Annotated in this window: 17 protein-coding genes, 4 pseudogenes and 1 riboswitch; of the genes and pseudogenes, 12 read left to right on the top strand and 9 right to left on the bottom strand. The window is 56.5% G+C overall.

Annotated elements, in window-relative coordinates; all coding sequences use genetic code 11:
• Positions 1–48: 48 nt before the first annotated feature.
• Positions 49–552, top strand: a complete 504-nt coding sequence (locus I9H09_RS09225; protein ID WP_054997234.1) for a peptidylprolyl isomerase — start codon at positions 49–51, stop codon at positions 550–552.
• Positions 549–1295: a UDP-2,3-diacylglucosamine diphosphatase gene (gene lpxH / locus I9H09_RS09220; RefSeq protein ID WP_122324150.1), complete on the top strand. Its 747-nt coding sequence runs from the start codon at positions 549–551 to the stop codon at positions 1293–1295. The genes I9H09_RS09225 and lpxH overlap by 4 nt, the downstream gene beginning before the upstream one ends.
• 153 nt (positions 1296–1448) lie before the next feature.
• Here the strand turns inward: lpxH and I9H09_RS09215 are convergent, their stop codons facing one another.
• The 5 genes from I9H09_RS09215 to I9H09_RS09195 all read right to left on the bottom strand — a co-directional run bounded on the left by I9H09_RS09215 (position 1449) and on the right by I9H09_RS09195 (position 6162).
• Positions 1449–2987 (bottom strand): DHA2 family efflux MFS transporter permease subunit, encoded by a 1539-nt coding sequence (locus I9H09_RS09215; RefSeq protein ID WP_122347600.1) that lies wholly within the window; start codon positions 2985–2987, stop codon positions 1449–1451.
• A 63-nt stretch (positions 2988–3050) separates the two neighbouring features.
• Entirely contained in the window at positions 3051–4259 is a 1209-nt protein-coding gene (locus I9H09_RS09210; protein WP_005897346.1) for an HlyD/EmrA/EmrK family protein, read from the bottom strand.
• Between the two features lie 99 nt (positions 4260–4358).
• On the bottom strand, positions 4359–4847 hold the full coding sequence (locus I9H09_RS09205) for a MarR family winged helix-turn-helix transcriptional regulator (RefSeq protein ID WP_005897348.1): 489 nt from the start codon (positions 4845–4847) through the stop codon (positions 4359–4361).
• A gap of 147 nt (positions 4848–4994) precedes the next feature.
• On the bottom strand, positions 4995–5606 hold the full coding sequence (locus I9H09_RS09200; protein ID WP_024668895.1) for a MiaE family protein: 612 nt from the start codon (positions 5604–5606) through the stop codon (positions 4995–4997).
• Between the two features lie 85 nt (positions 5607–5691).
• Entirely contained in the window at positions 5692–6162 is a 471-nt protein-coding gene (locus I9H09_RS09195; RefSeq protein WP_005897353.1) for a DUF1289 domain-containing protein, read from the bottom strand.
• Positions 6163–6564: 402 nt separating this feature from the next.
• On the opposite strand from I9H09_RS09195, the gene acnB reads away from it, so the two are divergent.
• The 3 genes and pseudogenes from acnB to I9H09_RS27125 form a co-directional block, all read left to right on the top strand.
• Positions 6565–9165 carry a bifunctional aconitate hydratase 2/2-methylisocitrate dehydratase gene (gene acnB / locus I9H09_RS09190; RefSeq protein ID WP_024668896.1) on the top strand — a complete coding sequence of 867 codons (2601 nt, stop codon included), beginning with the start codon at positions 6565–6567 and terminating at the stop codon, positions 9163–9165.
• Positions 9166–9272: 107 nt separating this feature from the next.
• Positions 9273–9438, top strand: a riboswitch (yybP-ykoY riboswitch).
• A gap of 6 nt (positions 9439–9444) precedes the next feature.
• Positions 9445–10017 carry a manganese efflux pump MntP gene (gene mntP / locus I9H09_RS09185; RefSeq protein WP_005897358.1) on the top strand — a complete coding sequence of 191 codons (573 nt, stop codon included), beginning with the start codon at positions 9445–9447 and terminating at the stop codon, positions 10015–10017.
• Positions 10018–10319: 302 nt separating this feature from the next.
• Positions 10320–10421, top strand: a pseudogene (locus I9H09_RS27125) (PAAR domain-containing protein); the annotation flags it as partial.
• On the opposite strand, the gene I9H09_RS09180 reads toward I9H09_RS27125, so the two are convergent.
• A protein-coding gene (locus tag I9H09_RS09180; protein WP_122346372.1) for an IS3 family transposase occupies positions 10421–11583 on the bottom strand; the annotation gives its coding sequence in 2 pieces (ribosomal slippage) (positions 10421–11328 and positions 11328–11583; 1164 coding nt in all). The pseudogene I9H09_RS27125 and the gene I9H09_RS09180 overlap by 1 nt on opposite strands.
• A gap of 66 nt (positions 11584–11649) precedes the next feature.
• On the opposite strand from I9H09_RS09180, the pseudogene I9H09_RS09175 reads away from it, so the two are divergent.
• The 6 genes and pseudogenes from I9H09_RS09175 to I9H09_RS09150 all read left to right on the top strand — a co-directional run.
• A pseudogene (locus tag I9H09_RS09175) lies at positions 11650–12720 on the top strand (polymorphic toxin type 44 domain-containing protein); the annotation flags it as partial.
• Positions 12707–13126, top strand: coding sequence for a hypothetical protein (locus tag I9H09_RS09170; RefSeq protein ID WP_054997232.1), 420 nt, complete (start codon positions 12707–12709; stop codon positions 13124–13126). The pseudogene I9H09_RS09175 and the gene I9H09_RS09170, both read left to right, overlap by 14 nt.
• 192 nt (positions 13127–13318) lie before the next feature.
• Positions 13319–14496, top strand: a pseudogene (locus I9H09_RS09165) (polymorphic toxin type 44 domain-containing protein).
• Positions 14471–14896: a hypothetical protein gene (locus I9H09_RS09160; protein ID WP_268949056.1), complete on the top strand. Its 426-nt coding sequence runs from the start codon at positions 14471–14473 to the stop codon at positions 14894–14896. The pseudogene I9H09_RS09165 and the gene I9H09_RS09160 overlap by 26 nt, the downstream one beginning before the upstream one ends.
• An 81-nt stretch (positions 14897–14977) precedes the next feature.
• The gene (locus I9H09_RS09155) at positions 14978–15358 is read left to right on the top strand and encodes a hypothetical protein (RefSeq protein ID WP_122312406.1); all 381 of its coding nucleotides are present in this window, start codon (positions 14978–14980) and stop codon (positions 15356–15358) included.
• Between the two features lie 536 nt (positions 15359–15894).
• A protein-coding gene (locus I9H09_RS09150) for an IS3 family transposase (RefSeq protein WP_122346372.1) occupies positions 15895–17057 on the top strand; the annotation gives its coding sequence in 2 pieces (ribosomal slippage) (positions 15895–16150 and positions 16150–17057; 1164 coding nt in all).
• A gap of 7 nt (positions 17058–17064) precedes the next feature.
• Here the strand turns inward: I9H09_RS09150 and I9H09_RS09145 are convergent.
• Positions 17065–17175 (bottom strand): annotated as a pseudogene (locus I9H09_RS09145) (amidotransferase); the annotation flags it as partial.
• Between the two features lie 608 nt (positions 17176–17783).
• On the opposite strand from I9H09_RS09145, the gene I9H09_RS09140 reads away from it, so the two are divergent.
• Positions 17784–18155, top strand: coding sequence for a rhodanese-like domain-containing protein (locus I9H09_RS09140; RefSeq protein WP_005887505.1), 372 nt, complete (start codon positions 17784–17786; stop codon positions 18153–18155).
• Positions 18156–18206: 51 nt separating this feature from the next.
• On the opposite strand, the gene I9H09_RS09135 is transcribed toward I9H09_RS09140, so the two are convergent.
• Both I9H09_RS09135 and I9H09_RS09130 read right to left on the bottom strand, forming a co-directional pair.
• On the bottom strand, positions 18207–19037 hold the full coding sequence (locus I9H09_RS09135; protein ID WP_005887504.1) for a transglutaminase family protein: 831 nt from the start codon (positions 19035–19037) through the stop codon (positions 18207–18209).
• A complete protein-coding gene (locus I9H09_RS09130; RefSeq protein WP_005887503.1) occupies positions 19034–19993 on the bottom strand; it encodes an alpha-E domain-containing protein in 960 nt (319 codons plus the stop codon). Before I9H09_RS09130 ends, I9H09_RS09135 begins: the two co-directional genes overlap by 4 nt.
• Positions 19994–20003: the final 10 nt, after the last annotated feature.

Raw genomic sequence — 20003 nt, 5'->3', positions numbered from 1 at the left:
AGGGTCATAATGTGCCCATTCATACATGACTAGAGAGCGACTTTCCAAATGTCCAAAGTAAAGCTGACCACCAACCACGGCGACATCGTTCTGCAACTGAACGCAGAAAAGGCGCCACTGACCGTAGCCAACTTCCTCGAGTACGTTAACGCTGGCCACTACGAAAACACCGTTTTTCACCGCGTGATCGGCAATTTCATGATTCAGGGTGGCGGTTTCGAGCCTGGCATGAAAGAAAAGAAAGACAAGCGCCCAAGCATCCAGAACGAAGCCGACAACGGCCTGCCGAACAAGAAGTACACCGTCGCCATGGCCCGCACCATGGAGCCGCATTCGGCCTCTGCGCAGTTCTTCATCAACGTGGCTGACAACGCCTTCCTGAACCACAGCGCCAAGACCAATCAGGGCTGGGGTTACGCTGTTTTCGCCGAAGTGATCGAAGGCACAGAAGTTGTCGACAAGATCAAAGGCGTCTCCACCGGCAACAAAGACGGTCACCAGGACGTTCCGACCGATGACGTGATCATCGAGAAAGCCGAGATCGTTGAGTGATACTGCTGATCTCCGATCTGCATCTTGAACAGGAGCGCCCGGACATTACCCGGGCGTTTCTGGATCTCCTTGCTGACCGCGCCCACACTGCCGAGGCGCTGTACATACTTGGGGATTTTTTTGAAGTCTGGATCGGTGACGATGCAATGTCGCCGTTTCAGATTTCAATATGCAAGGCCCTGCGCGACTTGAGCGACAGCGGCACACGAATTTTTCTGATGCATGGCAACCGTGACTTCATGATCGGCAAGGGGTTCTGCAAGGCAGCGGGTTGCACCCTGCTGAGCGATCCCAGTGTTGTGCAGTTGAACGGCGAGCCGGTGCTGTTGATGCACGGCGACAGCCTGTGCACTCGCGACGAAGGTTACATCCGGATGCGCCGCTACCTGCGCCATCCGCTGACGCTGTTCATATTGCGCCATTTGCCGCTGGGTACTCGCCACAAGCTGGCGCGCAAGCTGCGTAACGAAAGCCGCGCCAAAACCAGCATGAAAGCCAACGATATCGTTGACGTGACCCCGGACGAGGTGCCGAGGATCATGCAACAGTTTGACGTGCGCACTCTGATACATGGGCATACCCACCGCCCGGCAATTCATAAATTGCAGATCGGCGACCAGGCCGCCAAACGCATCGTGCTGGGTGACTGGGACCGTCAGGGCTGGGTGCTGCAGGTCGATGAACAGGGCATGAACCTCAGCTCATTCGATTTTGTGCCCGAGACGGTTGCGCTGCTGAACTGAGGTGGATTGGTGCTCGGCTCAGGTTCTCGTTCCCAAACCCCGCGTTGCAGCGCCTTTCGTCACGCTCTGCGTCACACGGCGGTTCTGCGTCGCCAGTACCATCGTGGTCGAAAAGCACTTCTTTGGCAGCGGCTGCACGTAACGCATAAAAAACTAGTGCCCTCCCGCAGTCGCGGGTCCGGCCTTGGCGGCGAACGGTGGCTTGGCCAGCCAGACCAGCAGCATAAGACCGGCAAAGATCCAGCCCAACAGGTAGAAGTAGTCCACCGTGGACATCATGTAAGCCTGCGCATTGAGAGTCCGTTCCAGTTGCGCATAGGCCTGCGGGCTGGCGCCGCCCAGGCTGTCGAGGGCGTGGCGGGTGGCCGGGTCGAAAGTGCTGATATTTTCACTCAGGTAGGCATGGTGCTGGTTGGCGCGACGGATCCAGATCCAGGTGGTCAGAGAGGCTGCGAAGCTTCCGCCCAGAGTCCGCAGGAACGTCGCCAGCCCCGAGCCATCGGCGATCTGATCAGGCGGTAAATCGGACAGCATGATGGTCAGGGTCGGCATGAAGAACAGTGCCACACCGATGCCCATGAACAGCTGCACCATCGCCACGTGCTCAAAATCCACGTCGGTATTAAAGCCTGCACGCATGAAGCAACTCAGCCCCATCGCCAGAAACGCCAGCCCTGCCAGCAAGCGCAGGTCGAATTTGTGCGCGTACTTGCCGACAAAGGGTGACATCAGCACCGGCAGGATGCCGATCGGTGCCACCGCCAACCCGGCCCAGGTAGCGGTGTAGCCCATTTGGGTCTGCAGCCACTGCGGCAATATCAGGTTGATGCCGAAGAAACCGGAATAGCCACCGATCATCACCAGCGTACCGATGCGAAAGTTGCGGTAGGCAAACAGCCTCAGGTTGACGATGGGGTGCTTGTCGGTCATTTCCCAGATCACGAAGAACGTCAGCGCGACCACGGAAATCAATGAACCACACAGGATGAAATTCGATTCGAACCAGTCCAGGTCATTGCCCTTGTCGAGGATGACCTGCAACGCACCGACGCCCACGATCAACGCCAGCAAGCCGATATAATCGAGTGGCTGGCGGGCTGTGCTGACCGGTCTTTTGGCCATTTGCGTACGCACCACTATCACAGCGAACAGGCCGATCGGGATATTGATGAAGAAGATCCACGGCCAGCTGTAACTGTCGGTAATCCAGCCGCCCAGAATCGGCCCGGCGATTGGCGCAACCACCGTCACCATCGCCAGCAACGCCAATGCCATCCCCCTCTTCGCAGGTGGGTATACCGCGATCAGCAGTGTCTGGCTCATCGGATACAGCGGCCCGGCCACCATGCCCTGTAACGCGCGAAAACCTACCAGTTCAGACATCGACTGGGAAATACCGCACAGGAACGACGCGATCACGAACAGGATGGTGGCCCACAGAAACAGTTTGACCTCACCAAACCGACGGCTCAGCCAGCCGGTCAGCGGCAGTGCGATTGCGTTGCTGACAGCAAACGAGGTGATGACCCAGGTGCTCTGCTCCGAGCTGACCCCGAGGTTGCCTGCGATGGTCGGCAGCGCCACGTTGGCAATGGTGGTGTCGAGCACCTGCATGAACGTCGCCAGCGACAAGCCGATGGTACACATCAACAGGCTCGGCGGCGTAAAAGAAGCGGGGGCGTTGTTGCTCATCGCGAATCCCTGGAAGCAAGTGCGGCACCCCGGCCAGCCGGCCGGAGTTCACGGATTGGCGGTTCAGCGCTGCGCGGAGTTCTTGCCGCCGGAAGCACTGTTCTCATGAATCAGACGAGTGATCAGCGCGTCAGCGTCGGCCAGTTGCTCGGCATACACCTGGGTGCTGAAAGCCGCTTGTTTACGCGGCTGCTGCGCCAGCACCGGGCCGCTCTGATCGTGCAGATTGACCTCGACGGTAGTCGACAGACCGATGCGCAGCGGGTGCTGCACCAGCTCTTCAGGGTTGATATGCACCCGCACCGGTACGCGCTGGACGATCTTGATCCAGTTACCGGTTGCGTTCTGTGCGGGCAACAGCGCGAAGGCACTGCCGGTGCCTGCGCCCAGGCTGTCGATGGTGCCGCTGTACTTCACATCGCTGCCGTACAGGTCAGAGCTTATTTCCACCGGCTGACCGATACGCATCTTGCCCAGCTGGGTTTCCTTGAAGTTGGCATCGATCCACAACTGATCCAGCGGGATGACTGCCATCGTCGCGGTGCCCGGCTGGATGCGTTGCCCCAACTGCACAGACCGCTTGGCCACATAACCGGTCACCGGCGCCACCAGCGTCGAACGCTCATTAGCCAGAAAGGCCTGGCGCAACTGGGCTGCAGCAGCCTTCACATCGGGATGCGAAGAAACAACCGTGTCATCGACCAAAGCCACACTGGTGCTCAACTGCTGCTGAAGGTTGTTCAACGCACTTTGCGCGCTGGTCAGGCTGTCTCTGGCGTGGGACAGTTCTTCCTGAGAAATCGCGCCGCCCGCTGCCAGACTGCGGCGACGGTTGTAGTTGTCCTGAGCGGTCTGCACGGCGGCACGTTGCGCGGCCATCTGGGCTTTCATGCCGTCGACGTTGCTGTACAGACCACGCACCTGACGCACCACCTTGCCCAGGTTTGCCTCGGCGCTTTGCAGTGAGACCTGGGCATCACTAGGGTCGAACTTGAGCAAAACCTGCCCTTCGCGCACAAGATCGCCATCATCGGCACCAATACTGATAACGGTGCCGGTCACCAGCGGTGTGATTTCGACCACGTTACCGTTCACGTAGGCGTCGTCGGTCTCTTCGCTCCATTGTCCATAGACCTCGTACCAGGCCCAGATGCCCAGCCCGCAAAGCACGACAATGATTGCAAGCCCGATCAACAGGAACTTGCGCTTGCCAGGATGCGCATCTTTCTCTTGCGACGATTCTGATGTGTTTTCGGTGGCGGCAGTAGCCATGACGATTACCTTGTAGTCAGCGACGGCGTGACAGTGGCCAGCGCCCGGTCAGGGCTGTGGCTGCGAACAGGCTTGCGCGTGCTCGCCCTGTCGTGCCGTTCAGCTTTTGGCTTTGGGATTGAAGCTCAAACGAGTGAGAGTGATGTGGTCATCAGCGGCCACCAGCACTTTGGTGAGGATCCGCTGCAGGGTCGCAACCTCCTCCGCGTCGAGCGTGGCGAAGATCTCGTTCATGGCATCGGCACCGATCTGCGGCAACAGGTCGGAGAGCTTTTGCCCCTGCTCAGTCAGCGCAAGGCGAACCTGACGACGATCCGTCGCCGAACGCGTCCGCACGATTAGTTCTTTCTGCTCCAGACGATCCAGCATGCGCGTCATCGAGCCACTGTCCAGCGACAGGTGCCGACACAACTCCACCGGCGTATCAGTGGCGAACTGAGCAATGATGATCAACACCTTGAACTGCGCAAACGTAACGTCATAAGGCAGCAGGTACTTGTCGAGCGCGCGGTCTTTGAGCGCATTGGTACGTCCGACCAACAAGCCGATCAGCGTGGAATCGAAATTTTCAGGAGTGAAATGTTTCAAGGAAACACCTTGATAGCTGCTTAGGCAGTGATTGCAAAATATTACTGCCTAGACAGCCGTTGTCAAAGCATTTATTAGCTTGCTTACTAAATACCTATAAAAAAACGACCGCTGGCAAGACGGTCGTTTTTTGGAGTGCGGTCAGGTTCAGGCGGCGACAGGTACGCCACTGTGAAAGCGGAACTCTTCGTCCGGGCTTTCGATCAGTTCGCGCTCGGCAAGACGGATCTCTTCGATCTTGGCGTCCACATCCGCCTTGTCTCCATAGCTGTAGGCGAGCTTCAGGTAATCCTGAAAATGCCGGGCTTCGGACTTCAGCAGACCGCCATAGAATTTGGCCAGCTCTTCATCAAGGTGCGGCACCAGCGCAGCAAAGCGTTCGCAAGAGCGGGCTTCGACAATGGCGCCCACGATCAGGGCATCGGTCAATCGGTATGGGTTGTGATTGCGCACCAGTTTACGCAGCGCCCCGGCATAGCGTGCCGAACTGATATTGGCCATCGGGATCTGGCGCTTGCGAATGATGCTGATCACCTGCTCGAAATGGCGCAGCTCTTCACGGGCCAGACGCGACATCTTGCTCAACAGGTCGAACTTGTCGTTGTACTGGAACATGAACTGAAACGCTGCACCGGCGGCTTTCTTCTCGTTGTTCGCATGATCGATCAACAGGATATCCAGGTTGTTCAATGCGGCCTGAACCCAGCTGTCGGGAGTGCGGCAGAGCAGAAAGGCTTCGATTTCAGGGATCGGGTACATAAGCTCACAGAATGACGGAAAGGCACGGCACGGCATTATACGAGCAGGACCGGGGACTCGCGACACAAATGCATACGGCAGAGGGTCAGGCCCCGAATGCGTCACGCAGAAAGCCCGGAGCGATGTAGCGCTGATAGTGCGCCTCTGACAAAAGGAAGAATTCCCGGTCGATCGCGTCGCGCAGCTCGGGCAACGTCCAGTCGCGGAACTCCGGCAACAGCACGAAACCGTAGGCCTCGACCTGACTGATAACACGTGCGCCACGTGCGATCAATTGGTAGGCCCAGCAATATTCGGACTGGTGCGGCACGAAACGGATCTTGCGCTGGGTGAGCTGCGTGCGCAGCTTGTCGACATCGAAGACTTCGAGCTTGGCGGTCATGACCTGAACCAGCAATTGCTCCAGACGCAGCCAGACGGCTCTTTTTTCGTCCTCGTTGTAGCCGTTCCAGTGGATGACCTCATGATGGAACCGTTTACAGCCACGGCACACCAGGTCCCCGTAAACAGTGGAGCAAAGGCCGACGCAGGGGGTTTTGATGATGTAATCGGGCATGGCAGGCAAGACTGCGGAAGGCAAAACAGGCAGGTATGTTAGCCCTTTGTCTAAGCAAGTTCACCCCCGAAGATGTAGGGTCTAACTTACCTTTAACGAAGTTTTGGCGTAGAATCAGCGAGCCTTTTAAGGCGCCAATGTCCGTTGGAAGCTGTTTTCAAAGCGTCACGAGCACAGTCAGGTTAACCCCGCATCGCGGCGTCGACAGGCCATTCCCTCATCAAGAATGGCCGTGTCGACCGTCACTCCCCCCGTTCTGCAGGCGTAAAACTTTGAAAACAGCTTCTGTTAGGAACCGCCGACACCCTGCCAACAAGGTTCAATAAGCCTTGCGTGGGCGCGGACGGTTTCTGGATGAGCGTCCCGGACACCCATTTGGGACCACTGATGAGGGTTAATACTGTGCTTGAAGCCTACCGTAAACACATCGAAGAGCGTGCCGCCCAGGGTATCGTGCCCCAGCCGCTTAACGCCGAGCAAACTGCAGGCCTGGTCGAGCTGCTGAAAAATCCCCCGGCTGGCGAAGAAGCTTTCCTTGTCGACCTGATCACCAATCGCGTTCCGCCAGGCGTTGACGAAGCCGCCTACGTCAAGGCCGGTTTCCTGTCTGCCCTGGCCAAGGGCGAAGCCACTTCCCCCCTGATCGACAAAAAACGCGCGACCGAACTGTTGGGCACCATGCAAGGTGGCTACAACATCGTCACCCTGGTCGAACTGCTCGACGACGCCACCCTCGCGCCAGTCGCTGCCGAACAACTCAAGCACACCCTGCTGATGTTCGACGCCTTCCACGACGTGGCCGAAAAAGCCAAGAGCGGCAATGCCCACGCCAAGGCTGTCCTTCAGTCCTGGGCTGACGGCGAGTGGTTCAAGAGGCGCCCGACGCTGGCCGACAAGATCAGCCTGCGCGTCTTCAAGGTCACCGGCGAAACCAACACCGACGACCTCTCCCCGGCACCTGATGCATGGTCCCGCCCGGACATCCCGCTGCACGCACTCGCCATGCTGAAAATGGCCCGTGAAGGTATCGTTCCTGACGTTCAGGGCTCTATCGGCCCGATGAAGCAGATCGAAGAAATGCGCGGCCAGGGCTTCCCTATCGCTTACGTCGGCGATGTGGTCGGTACAGGTTCTTCGCGTAAATCGGCCACCAACTCGGTGCTGTGGTTCTTCGGCGACGACGTTCCTTATGTACCGAACAAGCGTGCCGGTGGTTTCTGCTTCGGCAGCAAGATCGCTCCGATCTTCTACAACACCATGGAAGATGCCGGCGCTTTGCCGATTGAATTCGATGTCTCGAACATCAACATGGGCGACGTGATCGACGTTTACCCTTATGCCGGCAAGGTCTGCAAGCACGACAGCGACGAAGTCATCACCACCTTTGAAATGAAGACCCCGGTGCTGCTTGATGAAGTCCGCGCTGGCGGCCGTATCCCGCTGATCATCGGTCGCGGCCTGACCAGCAAGGCTCGCGCCGAACTGGGCCTGCCGGAATTCGACCTGTTCAAGACCCCTGACCAGCCAGCTGAAAGCACCAAGGGTTATACCCTGGCGCAGAAGATGGTTGGCAAGGCATGCGGCGTAACAGGCGTGCGTCCGGGCACCTACTGCGAGCCGAAAATGACCACCGTCGGCTCCCAGGACACTACTGGCCCGATGACTCGCGACGAGCTGAAAGACCTGGCGTGCCTGGGCTTCTCGACCGACCTGGTCATGCAGTCGTTCTGCCACACGGCAGCCTACCCGAAGCCGATCGACGTCAAGACGCACCACACGCTGCCTGACTTCATCATGACCCGCGGCGGTGTTTCGCTGCGTCCGGGCGACGGCATCATCCACAGCTGGCTGAACCGCATGCTGCTGCCAGACACCGTCGGCACCGGTGGTGACTCGCACACCCGCTTCCCGATCGGCATCTCGTTCCCGGCCGGCTCCGGCCTGGTGGCGTTCGCCGCTGCCACTGGCGTCATGCCACTGGACATGCCTGAATCGATCCTGGTTCGCTTCAAGGGCAAGATGCAACCTGGCATCACCCTGCGCGACCTGGTTCACGCCATTCCTTACTACGCGATCCAGGCTGGCCTGCTGACCGTAGAGAAGAAAGGCAAGAAGAACGCGTTCTCCGGCCGCATCCTGGAAATCGAAGGCCTCGATAACCTGAGCATCGAACAGGCGTTCGAGCTGTCTGACGCCTCTGCCGAGCGTTCGGCTGCCGGTTGCACCATTAAGCTGGCCAAAGAGCCGATCATCGAATACCTCAACTCGAACATCACCTTGCTGCGCTGGATGATCGAACAGGGTTACGGTGATCCGCGCACCTTGGAGCGTCGTGCTCAGGCGATGGAAGCCTGGGTTGCCAACCCTGAACTGCTCGAAGCCGACGCTGACGCCGAGTACGCTGAAATCATCGAAATCGATCTGGCCGACGTCAAGGAGCCTGTGCTCTGCGCGCCGAACGATCCGGACGATGCGCGCCTTCTGTCTTCGGTACAGGGCGAGAAGATCGACGAAGTGTTCATCGGTTCGTGCATGACCAACATCGGCCACTTCCGCGCAGCGGGCAAGTTGCTGGAGCAGGTCAAGGGCCAGTTGCCAACGCGTCTGTGGCTGTCGCCGCCGACCAAGATGGACGCTCACCAACTGACCGAAGAAGGCTACTACGGCATCTACGGCAAGGCCGGCGCGCGCATGGAAATGCCGGGCTGCTCGCTGTGCATGGGTAACCAGGCACGCGTTGAGCCGAACTCGACCGTGGTGTCGACATCAACCCGTAACTTCCCAAACCGTCTGGGTGACGGCGCGAACGTCTACCTGGCCTCGGCCGAGCTGGCGTCCGTAGCTTCGATTCTGGGTCGCCTGCCGACTGTGGAAGAGTACATGGGCTACGCCAATCAGATCGACACCATGGCGGCGGACGTGTATCGCTACCTGAGCTTCGATCAGATCGCCGAGTTCCGTGAAGCCGCTGCAAACGCCAACATCCCGGCGTTGCAAGTGTAAGCACGAGACGAAGCATTAAAAGAACCCCATCCTCGTGATGGGGTTTTTTTTGCCGTCGTGCAATTCTGTACATATATTTTTCACATTTACATGGCTATAGTGGCCGCCCTTGTTGGGGAGTAGCCTGCTCTTGACTCCGGTCACAGAGCGTTCGTATCAACATTCTCGGCAGCATGCCGTGGTGCGAACACCTTCTGGTTGGCGAGACCAACGATGCATCCATGCCTAAAGTCGGGCGTGTGGTTGCGTCGTTGACTCATAGCCCGACTGGATATAACCGTGAACCCGATTTCCCTCCTCTTTCTCGCGCTTGCCATGTCCACGGACGCCTTTGCTGCGGCCCTTGGTAAAGGAGCAAGCCTGCATAAGCCGCGTTTTATCGAAGCGTTGCGCACAGGCCTGATATTCGGTGCTATCGAAACCATTACCCCGGTGATCGGCTGGGGCATTGGTCAGGTGGCCGCCCGCTTCGCTGAAAGCTGGGACCACTGGATCGCCTTCACGCTGCTTCTGGTGCTGGGCCTGCACATGATCTACAACGGCCTTAAGCACGATGATGATGAGGAGCAGGAAAAACCCGGCTCGCACTCTTTCTGGATTCTTGCCGTCACGGCGTTCGCCACCAGCATCGATGCCCTGGCGGTCGGCGTCGGCCTGGCGTTTGTCGACGTCAATATCATGGTCGCTGCCCTGGCGATCGGTTTGGCAACCACCGTAATGGTCACTATAGGTGTGATGCTGGGCCGCGTGCTCGGCACCATGGTCGGCAAACGAGCTGAAATCGTCGGCGGTATCGTGCTGATCGTGGTCGGCGCGACAATTCTTTACGAGCACTTGTCTGCGGCGGCCTGATTGACGGCCCGAGACCTATAAACGCAGAATCGATTAGGGGGCGGGTCCACACCCGCCGTCCTCTCACACCACCGTCCCCCCGATCAGCCAGACCCTTTCAGGCACTAAGATTTGTTACCACTACGACGATGTCACCCTCCACAGCCAGAAATATATAGATAACATCCTGATCAGATTCTCAGGGCACTACGCGAAAATTAAGACTTCTCCTACAGACCGCCTTTCACGTTTCCAATAGCCTCCCATGCGTCAACTAAACGCTGGTTATTATTTACGGATCAAAGACATAAGGCCGGCCTGCAATGATTTCTTCAGCTCGATTGGGCGACAAGCACGCCTGCCCACTGCCGGGTCACGGTACAACCCCTATCGCTTCTGCATCCGGTGACGTCAACTGTAGTGGTCAACTGATCCCGGACACGACGTTAAGTTTTTTCTCGTACTGAGCGGGTGCCAGTCCATTATTGAACTGGTGTGGCCGAACCCAGTTGTAGCGATGCATCAGATAATGACTGATATCCCGCTGTGCCTCTTGGGCCGTCATGTAGCCCACGGCGGGTATCCACTCGGTTTTCAAGCTGCGGAATACACGCTCCATCGGCGAGTTGTCGTAGCAATTACCTCGGCGACTCATGCTCTGGCGCATGCGGTATCGCCAAAGCCGCTGGCGAAACTGTCGGCTCCCATATTGGGAGCCCTGATCTGAGTGAAACAGCAGGCCCTGAGGCTTGCCGCGTTGCTCATAAGCCATGTCCAGCGCCTTGATGACCAAGTCCGTGTCCGGTTTGTTTGAAAACGCCCAGCCCACCACCCGACGCGCATAAAGATCCATAACCACCGCCAGGTAATGCCATTTTCCTTGCGCCCAGATGTAGGTGATGTCGCCACACCAAACCTGATTGGGCGCGGGTACATCGAACTGCCGATTCAAAATGTTCGGAATGTCAGGCCTCTCCACTGTTGCTTTTTTATAAGCATGAGAGCCAGGTTGCTTGCTGATTAATCCCAGTTCCCGCATCAGGCCACGTACCTTGAACCGGCCAATTTGCTCGCCATCTTCCTGCAATACCGAAACGATACTGCGGCTGCCAGCAGCGCTTCGACTTTGCCCGAACAGCTCATTGACTCGACTGAGTAAACGAACCCGCTCGGTGTCTGGAGCCCGACGCCGCTGGCAATGGTCGTAGTAGCACGAGCGAGGTGTCTCGAACATCTCGCACAGCAATTCGATCGGCTCATGGGCACCTAGCTGATCGATCAGCGCAAGCGCTCGTGTTCTTCCGACATCAAGAGCGCGGTAGCCTTTTTTAAAATGGATTTCTCCCGCTCAAGACGAGCGATGCGCGCTTCCAGCTCCTGAATTTTCTGCTGCTCGGGCGTCAGGGCTTTGCTCTGAGGCGTCACGCCATTGCGCTCCTGCTGGAGCTGGCTAACCCAGCGACGCAGCGCAGACTCGACCACTCCAAGCGAGCGAGAAGCTTCGACATGGCTATAACCTTGATCGAGCACGAGGCCTGCGGCCTCACGTTTGAATTCAGCGGAGAAGGTACGGCGTTGCTTGGTCATCAGACACCTCTATATCTGGCGATATTCTCGCCTAAATGAGTGTCCGGAATCATTAGACCACTACACAACATCAACAGCATGGGCGCGGCACGTGTGGGTGATACCTGCGGGTGCGGGGCGGTTATCACTTCAGGTTTCCCCTCTATTCAAGTGAATGGCCGTCCCATGGCCCACCTGGGAAGCCCAACCAGCCACGGCGGGACAATCATCACGAGCTCCAGTAATGTCGGTGTCGGTTTCGTCATGGGTGACGCTGGTGGCGCGACCATTATTAACTTCATGGCGCTGGGGGCCTTCCGGCCAGACGGTTCCGTGGACGACGAGAAGATGACGACCTTGTTGGCTGAACCGAAGCTTGAGGAGAAAGCCGTGGCGGCAAACGCTTTGGTTGACCCTAGGGCAGCCGGTAAGGAGTCAGAGGGGAAGCCGGAGTTAACAGCGAAACATGTTGCTTGCAAAGATCCCGACAAAATGGAGGAGCTGGCGAGCTATATAGCTGGCGAGATGAACGCCAACATCAATAGTCTTGAAGTTCGGCAGATGAGAGACCTCAATAGCTTCGATGCGGCTGCAAAGATGAAGGAGTATGAGGCACTTCCATTTTATTTGCGCCTTGGTCCCGGCCCGGATTTCTACAGCATGGCGGCCGGTATGCAAGCCAAGGCTTTTGCCATCTGGGCAGAGCGTGTTGGTCAGAATCGCCCGTGGGACCACAAGCCGATCATCCGTCGAACAATTGGTGGAATTTGGCACAAACAAGGCAAGTACGATTATTTTTATGACATCTGGTCCAACGTCCATTACGGATATGTGGGCATGGCTGGGGGTCTCTCCGAAAGTGTTCTATTGGATGGCGCCGGAGCCGAGCAGATAATTTCAGACGCCGGACGGAAAGTTGAGGAGGTATTTACAAAGCCTAAGGCTCAATGGGAGCTACCCGGTCCGGGCCGTTCTGGTCATGTAGAGGGCCTGAGGGCTTGGGATGATGCTCCCGACCGAATATCTATTAGCATTGGGGTGAAGCTCTATCAACAACATCCCAACGGAAGCATCACGGCCAAGATGATCATGGACGAAGTGCTTGCAGTACCGCTCCAGGCATGGGTTAAAGGGGTCCAACTACATGTCTGTCAATAAACCCAAGATCCGATATGGCCGCTGGATGCTTCTTCTACTCGTCATCCTTCCTGTGGCTTTTTGGTATTTTTCCTCCCCGGTCGTAGCGGTCAATTTTTCTCCGAATAGCAAGGAGGAGTTTCGATACGTTTGGAACACTCAAGACAGAATCCACAGGGGTGATATCAGGCACGGCGGCTCAGCCGTAGAGTTCAGCTACATATTCCCTGACAAGGACTTTTTCATGATGTTCGATTGGTGGACCGACAAGGGTTTTCAGAGGTGCATCGACATCACGCCTGAATGGGGAAGTACGATAGACATCTATCTTGATGATATCGGCAGGATCGACACAGCCAAGACAGACCCTGACGTCATTGCCCGGTTGAAGTCCTGCCCCGGTCAGCCAGACCCTTTCAGGCACTAAGGTTTGTTACCACTACGACGATGTCACCCTCCACAGGCAGAAATATAGATAACATCCCGATCAGATTCTCAGGGCACTACGCGAAAATTAAGACTTCTCCTACAGACCGCCTTTCACGTTTCCAATAGCCTCCCATGCGTCGACTAAACGCTGGTTATTGTTTACGGATCAAAGACATAAGGACGGCCTACAATGATTTCTTCAGCTCGATTGGGCGACAAGCACGCCTGCCCACTGCCGGGTCACGGTACAACCCCTATCGCTTCTGCATCCGGTGACGCCAACATCAACAGCATGGGCGCGGCACGTGTGGGTGATACCTGCGGGTGCGGGGCGGTTATCACTTCAGGTTTCCCCTCTATTCAAGTGAATGGCCGTCCTATGGCCCACCTGGGAAGCCCAACCAGCCACGGCGGGACAATCATCACGGGCTCCAGTAATGTCGGTGGCGGCTTCGTCATGGGCGACGCTGGTGGCGCGACCATTATTAACTTCATGGCGCTGGGGGCCTTCCGGCCAGACGGTTCCGTGGATGACGAGAAGATGGCGACTTTTTTGGCTGACCCGAAGCTTGAGGAGAAAGCCTTGGCGGCAAACGCTTTGGTGAATCCAAATGCGGCCCGTGAGAAGCCTGAAGAGGAAGCTGTACCAAATGATGGACCTGAAGGCTGCACGCATCCGAACATGATGGAGAAGCTGGCGACCTACATCGCAGACGAGATAAATAACAATATCCACCACTCCTCCGTCTTGTAGATTAAAGAGCTGCTCAGCTATGACGTTGCGGAAGAGACCCGTAAAAAATGGACCTGCCTTGGTACGCCCAAATAGGGAACACCAGCCCTCAAGCTATCGGCGCCTCAAACGTGGCGGCAGCCATGATCCTTTGGACTGAGCGAGTAGGCTAGGGTCGTGATTGGGACCACAAACCAAAGATCCACGCGAAGTTTGGCAGGTATCGCCATAGGCAAGGCAAGTACGACTACTACTACTACTACTACTACTACTACTACTACGATATTTGGTCCAACATTCATTACGGCTATGTGGGTATGGCCGGAGGACTCAGTGAGAGCGCACTTTTAGACGGCGCAGGTGTCGAACAACTTATTTCAGATCAATTACGACGGTGGAGAGAGCAGATATTCGAAGCCAAAGAAGATCAGAGACTCAAAGGACCTCATGCCACTGAGGGCGTAGAAGGGATGCGCGCATGGGATGACGTCCCAGATCGGATTTCTATTAGCATTGGCGTGAAACTCTTCCATGAAAATCCAAACGAAGTCGTCACTGCAAGGATGATCATGGACGAAGTACTCGCGATCACACCGTCAACATGGGGAGATGGCGTCAGTGCCCATATCTGTTAAACATATTAAGGCCCGGTATCTTATTGGGGCATTCATAATTCTTCCAGCGCTGTTCTGGTACGTGGCGATCCCTGTCGTTCGTGTCCATTATTCTAAAGAAGCTACAGACGAGCTTCGTGTGATCTGGAACACCCAGCACAACATTCATAAAGAAGAAATGCTTCCGGGTCAGGGCACATACGATATCGGGCATATCTTCCCCAATGATAAATTCTTTATGAACTTTGATTGGTGGAATGAAAAGAGTCTGCGGAGGTGTATAGCAATTACGCCAAAATGGGGTGACGCGATAGACATCTACCTCGATGGCAGTGGCCGCATCGAAACTGCTAAAACTGGCCCTGACGTTATTGCTCGTTTGAAGCGATGTGAGGGTGACGCTGATCCTTTCCGGTTTTAAGTTGCCAACCAGCCCCCCAAGAATGGGGGGGGGGAGCAGGCGTCATTGAGCACAATTGCAAAGAAAATTAAGGTCCCTTATTTGTTCCTTTTCCTATTAATAGCTCCGCTGGTGGCTTGGTATTTTGCTGCACCCGGCGTAATTGTCCACTACCCTAAAGAAGCCACGGACGAACTGCGCTTAATTTGGAACACTCACGACCAGATCACACGGCAGCGAATGCTACCGGGGGAAGCGACATCGGAGTTTGGTCATGTATTTCCTGATGAGAACTTCTTCATGGTGTTCTTTTGGTGGACCGACAGAGGTTTACGAAAATGCATCGACATCACACCTAAGCGCTGGGCAACGATAGACATCTACCTTGATGATAAAGGTGGAATCGACACTGCTGCGACTGACCATGATGTTATTGCTCGTTTAAAACAGTGTGCCGGGGAACCTGATCCTTTTAGGTCCTAAGGTTGCCTACCAGCGTCACCAAAAGACACCCATCACAGCCACCAAGTAGAACGCAGACGACATCCTGAAGGAAGCATCACGGCCAAGATGATCATGGACGAAGTGCTTACAGTACCGCCCCGGACATGGGGTGAAGGCCAACTAACGGCATAACCTGTTCAGCCCTTGAACGGGTTATTCGTCACTTACTACGGCTTCAGCTGACTCCTGCACGCTCATCCCGTCGCCTCTCGACGCTCGGTAGCACAATGGCAAGCGTGCCGATATCTCAAGGTAATTCGCACGACCTTCCTGCTTGTGCCTGTCAGAACTTCACAGCGTTCCGTGCAAGTATCGGGCTTTGACAATTGCGGCCTCCTTACCCCGCTGTGCCGCCTCATCCGCCTCCTGTTCGTCAGGCCAGCATTTTGCCTCGGGCTTCCTTCAGATTCGCAGTCACCCGCGACACCCTTGCCTCCGGCTAACACTTCCTGTAGTGGTCTAATGATTCCGGACACTCATTTAGGCGAGAATATCGCCAGATATAGAGGTGTCTGATGACCAAGCAACGCCGTACCTTCTCCGCTGAATTCAAACGTGAGGCCGCAGGCCTCGTGCTCGATCAAGGTTATAGCCATGTCGAAGCTTCTCGCTCGCTTGGAGTGGTCGAGTCTGCGCTGCGTCGCTGGGTTAGCCAGCTCCAGCAGGAGCGCAATGGCGTGACGCCTCAGAGCAAAGCCCTGACGCCCGAGCAGCAGAAAATTCAGGAGCTGGAAGCGCGCATCGCTCGTCTTGAGCGGGAGAAATCCATTTTAAAAAAGGCTACCGCGCTCTTGATGTCGGAAGAACACGAGCGCTTGCGCTGATCGATCAGCTAGGTGCCCATGAGCCGATCGAATTGCTGTGCGAGATGTTCGAGACACCTCGCTCGTGCTACTACGACCATTGCCAGCGGCGTCGGGCTCCAGACACCGAGCGGGTTCGTTTACTCAGTCGAGTCAATGAGCTGTTCGGGCAAAGTCGAAGCGCTGCTGGCAGCCGCAGTATCGTTTCGGTATTGCAGGAAGATGGCGAGCAAATTGGCCGGTTCAAGGTACGTGGCCTGATGCGGGAACTGGGATTAATCAGCAAGCAACCTGGCTCTCATGCTTATAAAAAAGCAACAGTGGAGAGGCCTGACATTCCGAACATTTTGAATCGGCAGTTCGATGTACCCGCGCCCAATCAGGTTTGGTGTGGCGACATCACCTACATCTGGGCGCAAGGAAAATGGCATTACCTGGCGGTGGTTATGGATCTTTATGCGCGTCGGGTGGTGGGCTGGGCGTTTTCAAACAAACCGGACACGGACTTGGTCATCAAGGCGCTGGACATGGCTTATGAGCAACGCGGCAAGCCTCAGGGCCTGCTGTTTCACTCAGATCAGGGCTCCCAATATGGGAGCCGACAGTTTCGCCAGCGGCTTTGGCGATACCGCATGCGCCAGAGCATGAGTCGCCGAGGTAATTGCTACGACAACTCGCCGATGGAGCGTGTATTCCGCAGCTTGAAAACCGAGTGGATACCCGCCGTGGGCTACATGACGGCCCAAGAGGCACAGCGGGATATCAGTCATTATCTGATGCATCGCTACAACTGGGTTCGGCCACACCAGTTCAATAATGGACTGGCACCCGCTCAGTACGAGAAAAAACTTAACGTCGTGTCCGGGATCAGTTGACCACTACAATAGGCTGAAGGGCGAACAGTTGCTCGAACATCCGCCCATACCCGTGATACTGCTCGACCAGCTCAGGCCGGAGATTATCGGTTTCAAGAATGCAGATGCGTAACGACATAAATGGGACCCTGAAGCGGCGATGAGGCGAGAATATACGGTGGAGACTGCCCTGTAGGCATGCCCAAATCAAGCGATGAGCGTGCCAGACGAATGCTTGATCATCGCAGGAAATATCCGACTCGGACGAACGGTAGAAAACTGATGATTATGTTCGACGTGTCTAGCAAAGGCCTTCAGGTCATGCGCTGCAATAGTTCATAACATTAAGATCGATTATTTCGCTCTCAAATGCCTAACAGGTATAAACCCCTGCATTTATGACCTCTATGGTTAGAGTTGTAACAGGATTCGCGCAAAATCCATTCAGCGCTCGGGCCAGCGGTCAATTGACCGCGCCCACCTGTTCAACGTGCAACCTTGCGAGCCGTCGAATCGGTCATGCCTTCGACGCGCTTTTGTCGCTCAGGAATAACAACAAAAGGCGGTCAGCCATGCTCAAACTCAAGCTCAAACATCCTAAAGTACGCCAGGCAGGACTTATTCTCTTCACTACTACCCTGCTATTGATAGTGCCCAACCTGAACAGGTTGTTTGGCTGATCCGCTACGCTTTCGGACAGTATGTAACTGTGCCACTATTTCCACTCGCACTGATGGAGATGGGTTCATGCGCCAATGGATTGCTGTTTTTGCGCTGGTCGGCAGCGTTGCTGCACACGCCGGCGTTGTAGATCAGGCAGCCGCCGTGGCTGCACTGAAGGAAGGGAAGCTGGCGATGGATATTCGTAGTCAGACCGACTACGAAGCAGGCTCGGTGCTGAATGCGGTGCGGGTTGACGACAGGCGACTGGTAAACCAGATGAAGCAGGTAATCGCCGACCGCAATGCGGTGTTCGTCATCTTCAGCAGTACTGACAGCAAGGCCGACAAGGCGCAGGAAAAACTAAGGGCCGCAGGTTACTTCAGCGTGATCAATGGCGGTAACTACGAAGAATTGCACAATGCGCTTTACGACATCACTGACGACCCTGCCGAGTAAGCAACGGCCGGAGGATAAAATCCCGGCCGCCTGACCTTCACGTCCCGCGCATCATTGATGCTGTGTCTGAACCTGCACCCGGGTCTTCACCTTTGGCGTGCCGGTCATGGGCGAGACCACGACCTTGGCATGCATCTGCTCAGACCCGCCACCCCGGCGCATGCCGCGCACCGGGCAGGCATCCAGATAATCCAGCCCGACCGCCAGCTTCAAATGACGCTCGGGGATGGCCAACTGATTCGTCACATCGAAGCTGTACCACGCGTCGTCAATCCACGCTTCGGCCCAGGCATGGCTGGACAGGTGTTCGCTGTCTTCACTGCACAGGTAACCGGATACATAACGCGCCGGCACGCCCATAGTGCGAGCGCAGGCCAGGAAGGCGTGAGTGTGGTCCTGACAGACACCCGAGCGTCCGGCAAACGCCTGAGCGGCGCTGGTGTCAACTTCCGTTGCGCCTTGGGTGTAAGTCATGTGCTGGTTGAGCGCATGCATCAGGTCGATCAAGGCCGTGCGGTCGGCGCGCTTGCGACACTCCGTGGCGGCGAAGCTGCGAATCGCCTCGTCCGGCTCCGTCAGCCGCGTGACGCGCAAAAACGGCAATGCCGATTGACTTTCATGCTCTGACTCACGCGTCTCGTCAATCTCGACCTGGCCACGCGCGCCGATGATGATCGCCTCGTGGGGCTCTTCAAGGCTTAACACGTGCAGGATATTGCCGAACGGGTCGATCTGCGCGCGCACCGGGCGCGGCAAGGTCAGTTGCCAGCTAAGCACTTGCTGACGCTCGCTGTCGTGAGGCGTCAGGCGCAGATACTGGATACTGGAACGCACCTGATCATCATAGTGATAGGTGGTTTCATGGCTTATAGAGAGTCTCATGCAGCCTCCAGATACGAAATGTGGATCGCATCACCCAGTTGGGCCAGCATTGGAATGAATTCGTTCAACCACTCGTGCAGGCCTTCCTCGAGGATCTCGTCGATGCTGGTGTAGCGCAATCTTGCGTCCATCTCGGCCGCCATGCGCTGCGCAGGACGACCGTTGACGCCTGGCAGGCTGGCCAGAATGACGTCCATTTCTTCCAGGCAGGCGCGCAACGAGCGCGGTATATCAGCCCGCAACAGCAACAGTTCGGCTACCTGACGCGCGCCTGGCGCATCGCGATAGACTTCGGTATACGCTTCGAACGATGACAGCGCACGCAGCAAGGCGCTCCACTGGTAATAACCCGCAGCGGAATTATCCGCCGCGGCATTGGCCTGTGGACCACGCAACTCGAGCATTTCGTAACGCGCGTCGAGCATCCGCATGGTGTTGTCGGCGCGCTCGATGAACGTGCCCAGACGAATGAAACGGAACGCATCGTTGCGCATGATGGTGCCGTAGGTCGCGCCCCGGAACAGGTGCGAGCGCTCCTTGACCCATTCACAGAAGCGGCTCATGCCATAGCGGGTTAGCCCCTGCTGGGCGATGCCGCGAATTTCCAGCCAGGTGGAGTTGATGTTCTCCCACATGTCTGCGGTGATTCGGCCACGCACGGCATGCGCACTAGCCCTGGCGGCGCCCAGGCAGCTGTAGATGCTGGCCGGGTTGGTCGCGTCCAGCGCGAAGAAGTGCAGCATGCGCTCGGCATGCAGTTCGCCATGACGCTCGATGTAGGTTTCCAGCGTGCCGGTGATCAGCAGCGGCATGGCTATTTCATCCAGCCCGTCGCCACGCCCGTCCTGAGGCATCAACGACAGCGAATAACTCACGTCCAGCATTCGGGCGAGGTTCTCCGCTCGCTCCAGGTAACGCGACATCCAGAAAAGATCCGAGGCAGTTCTACTTAACATTGACAGGCAT

The sequence above is a fragment of the Pseudomonas tremae genome, from assembly GCF_023278125.1.
Classification (GTDB): domain Bacteria; phylum Pseudomonadota; class Gammaproteobacteria; order Pseudomonadales; family Pseudomonadaceae; genus Aquipseudomonas; species Aquipseudomonas tremae.
Note: the sequence above shows the minus strand (reverse complement) of the source record. Positions and strands in the feature narration are given on the sequence as shown.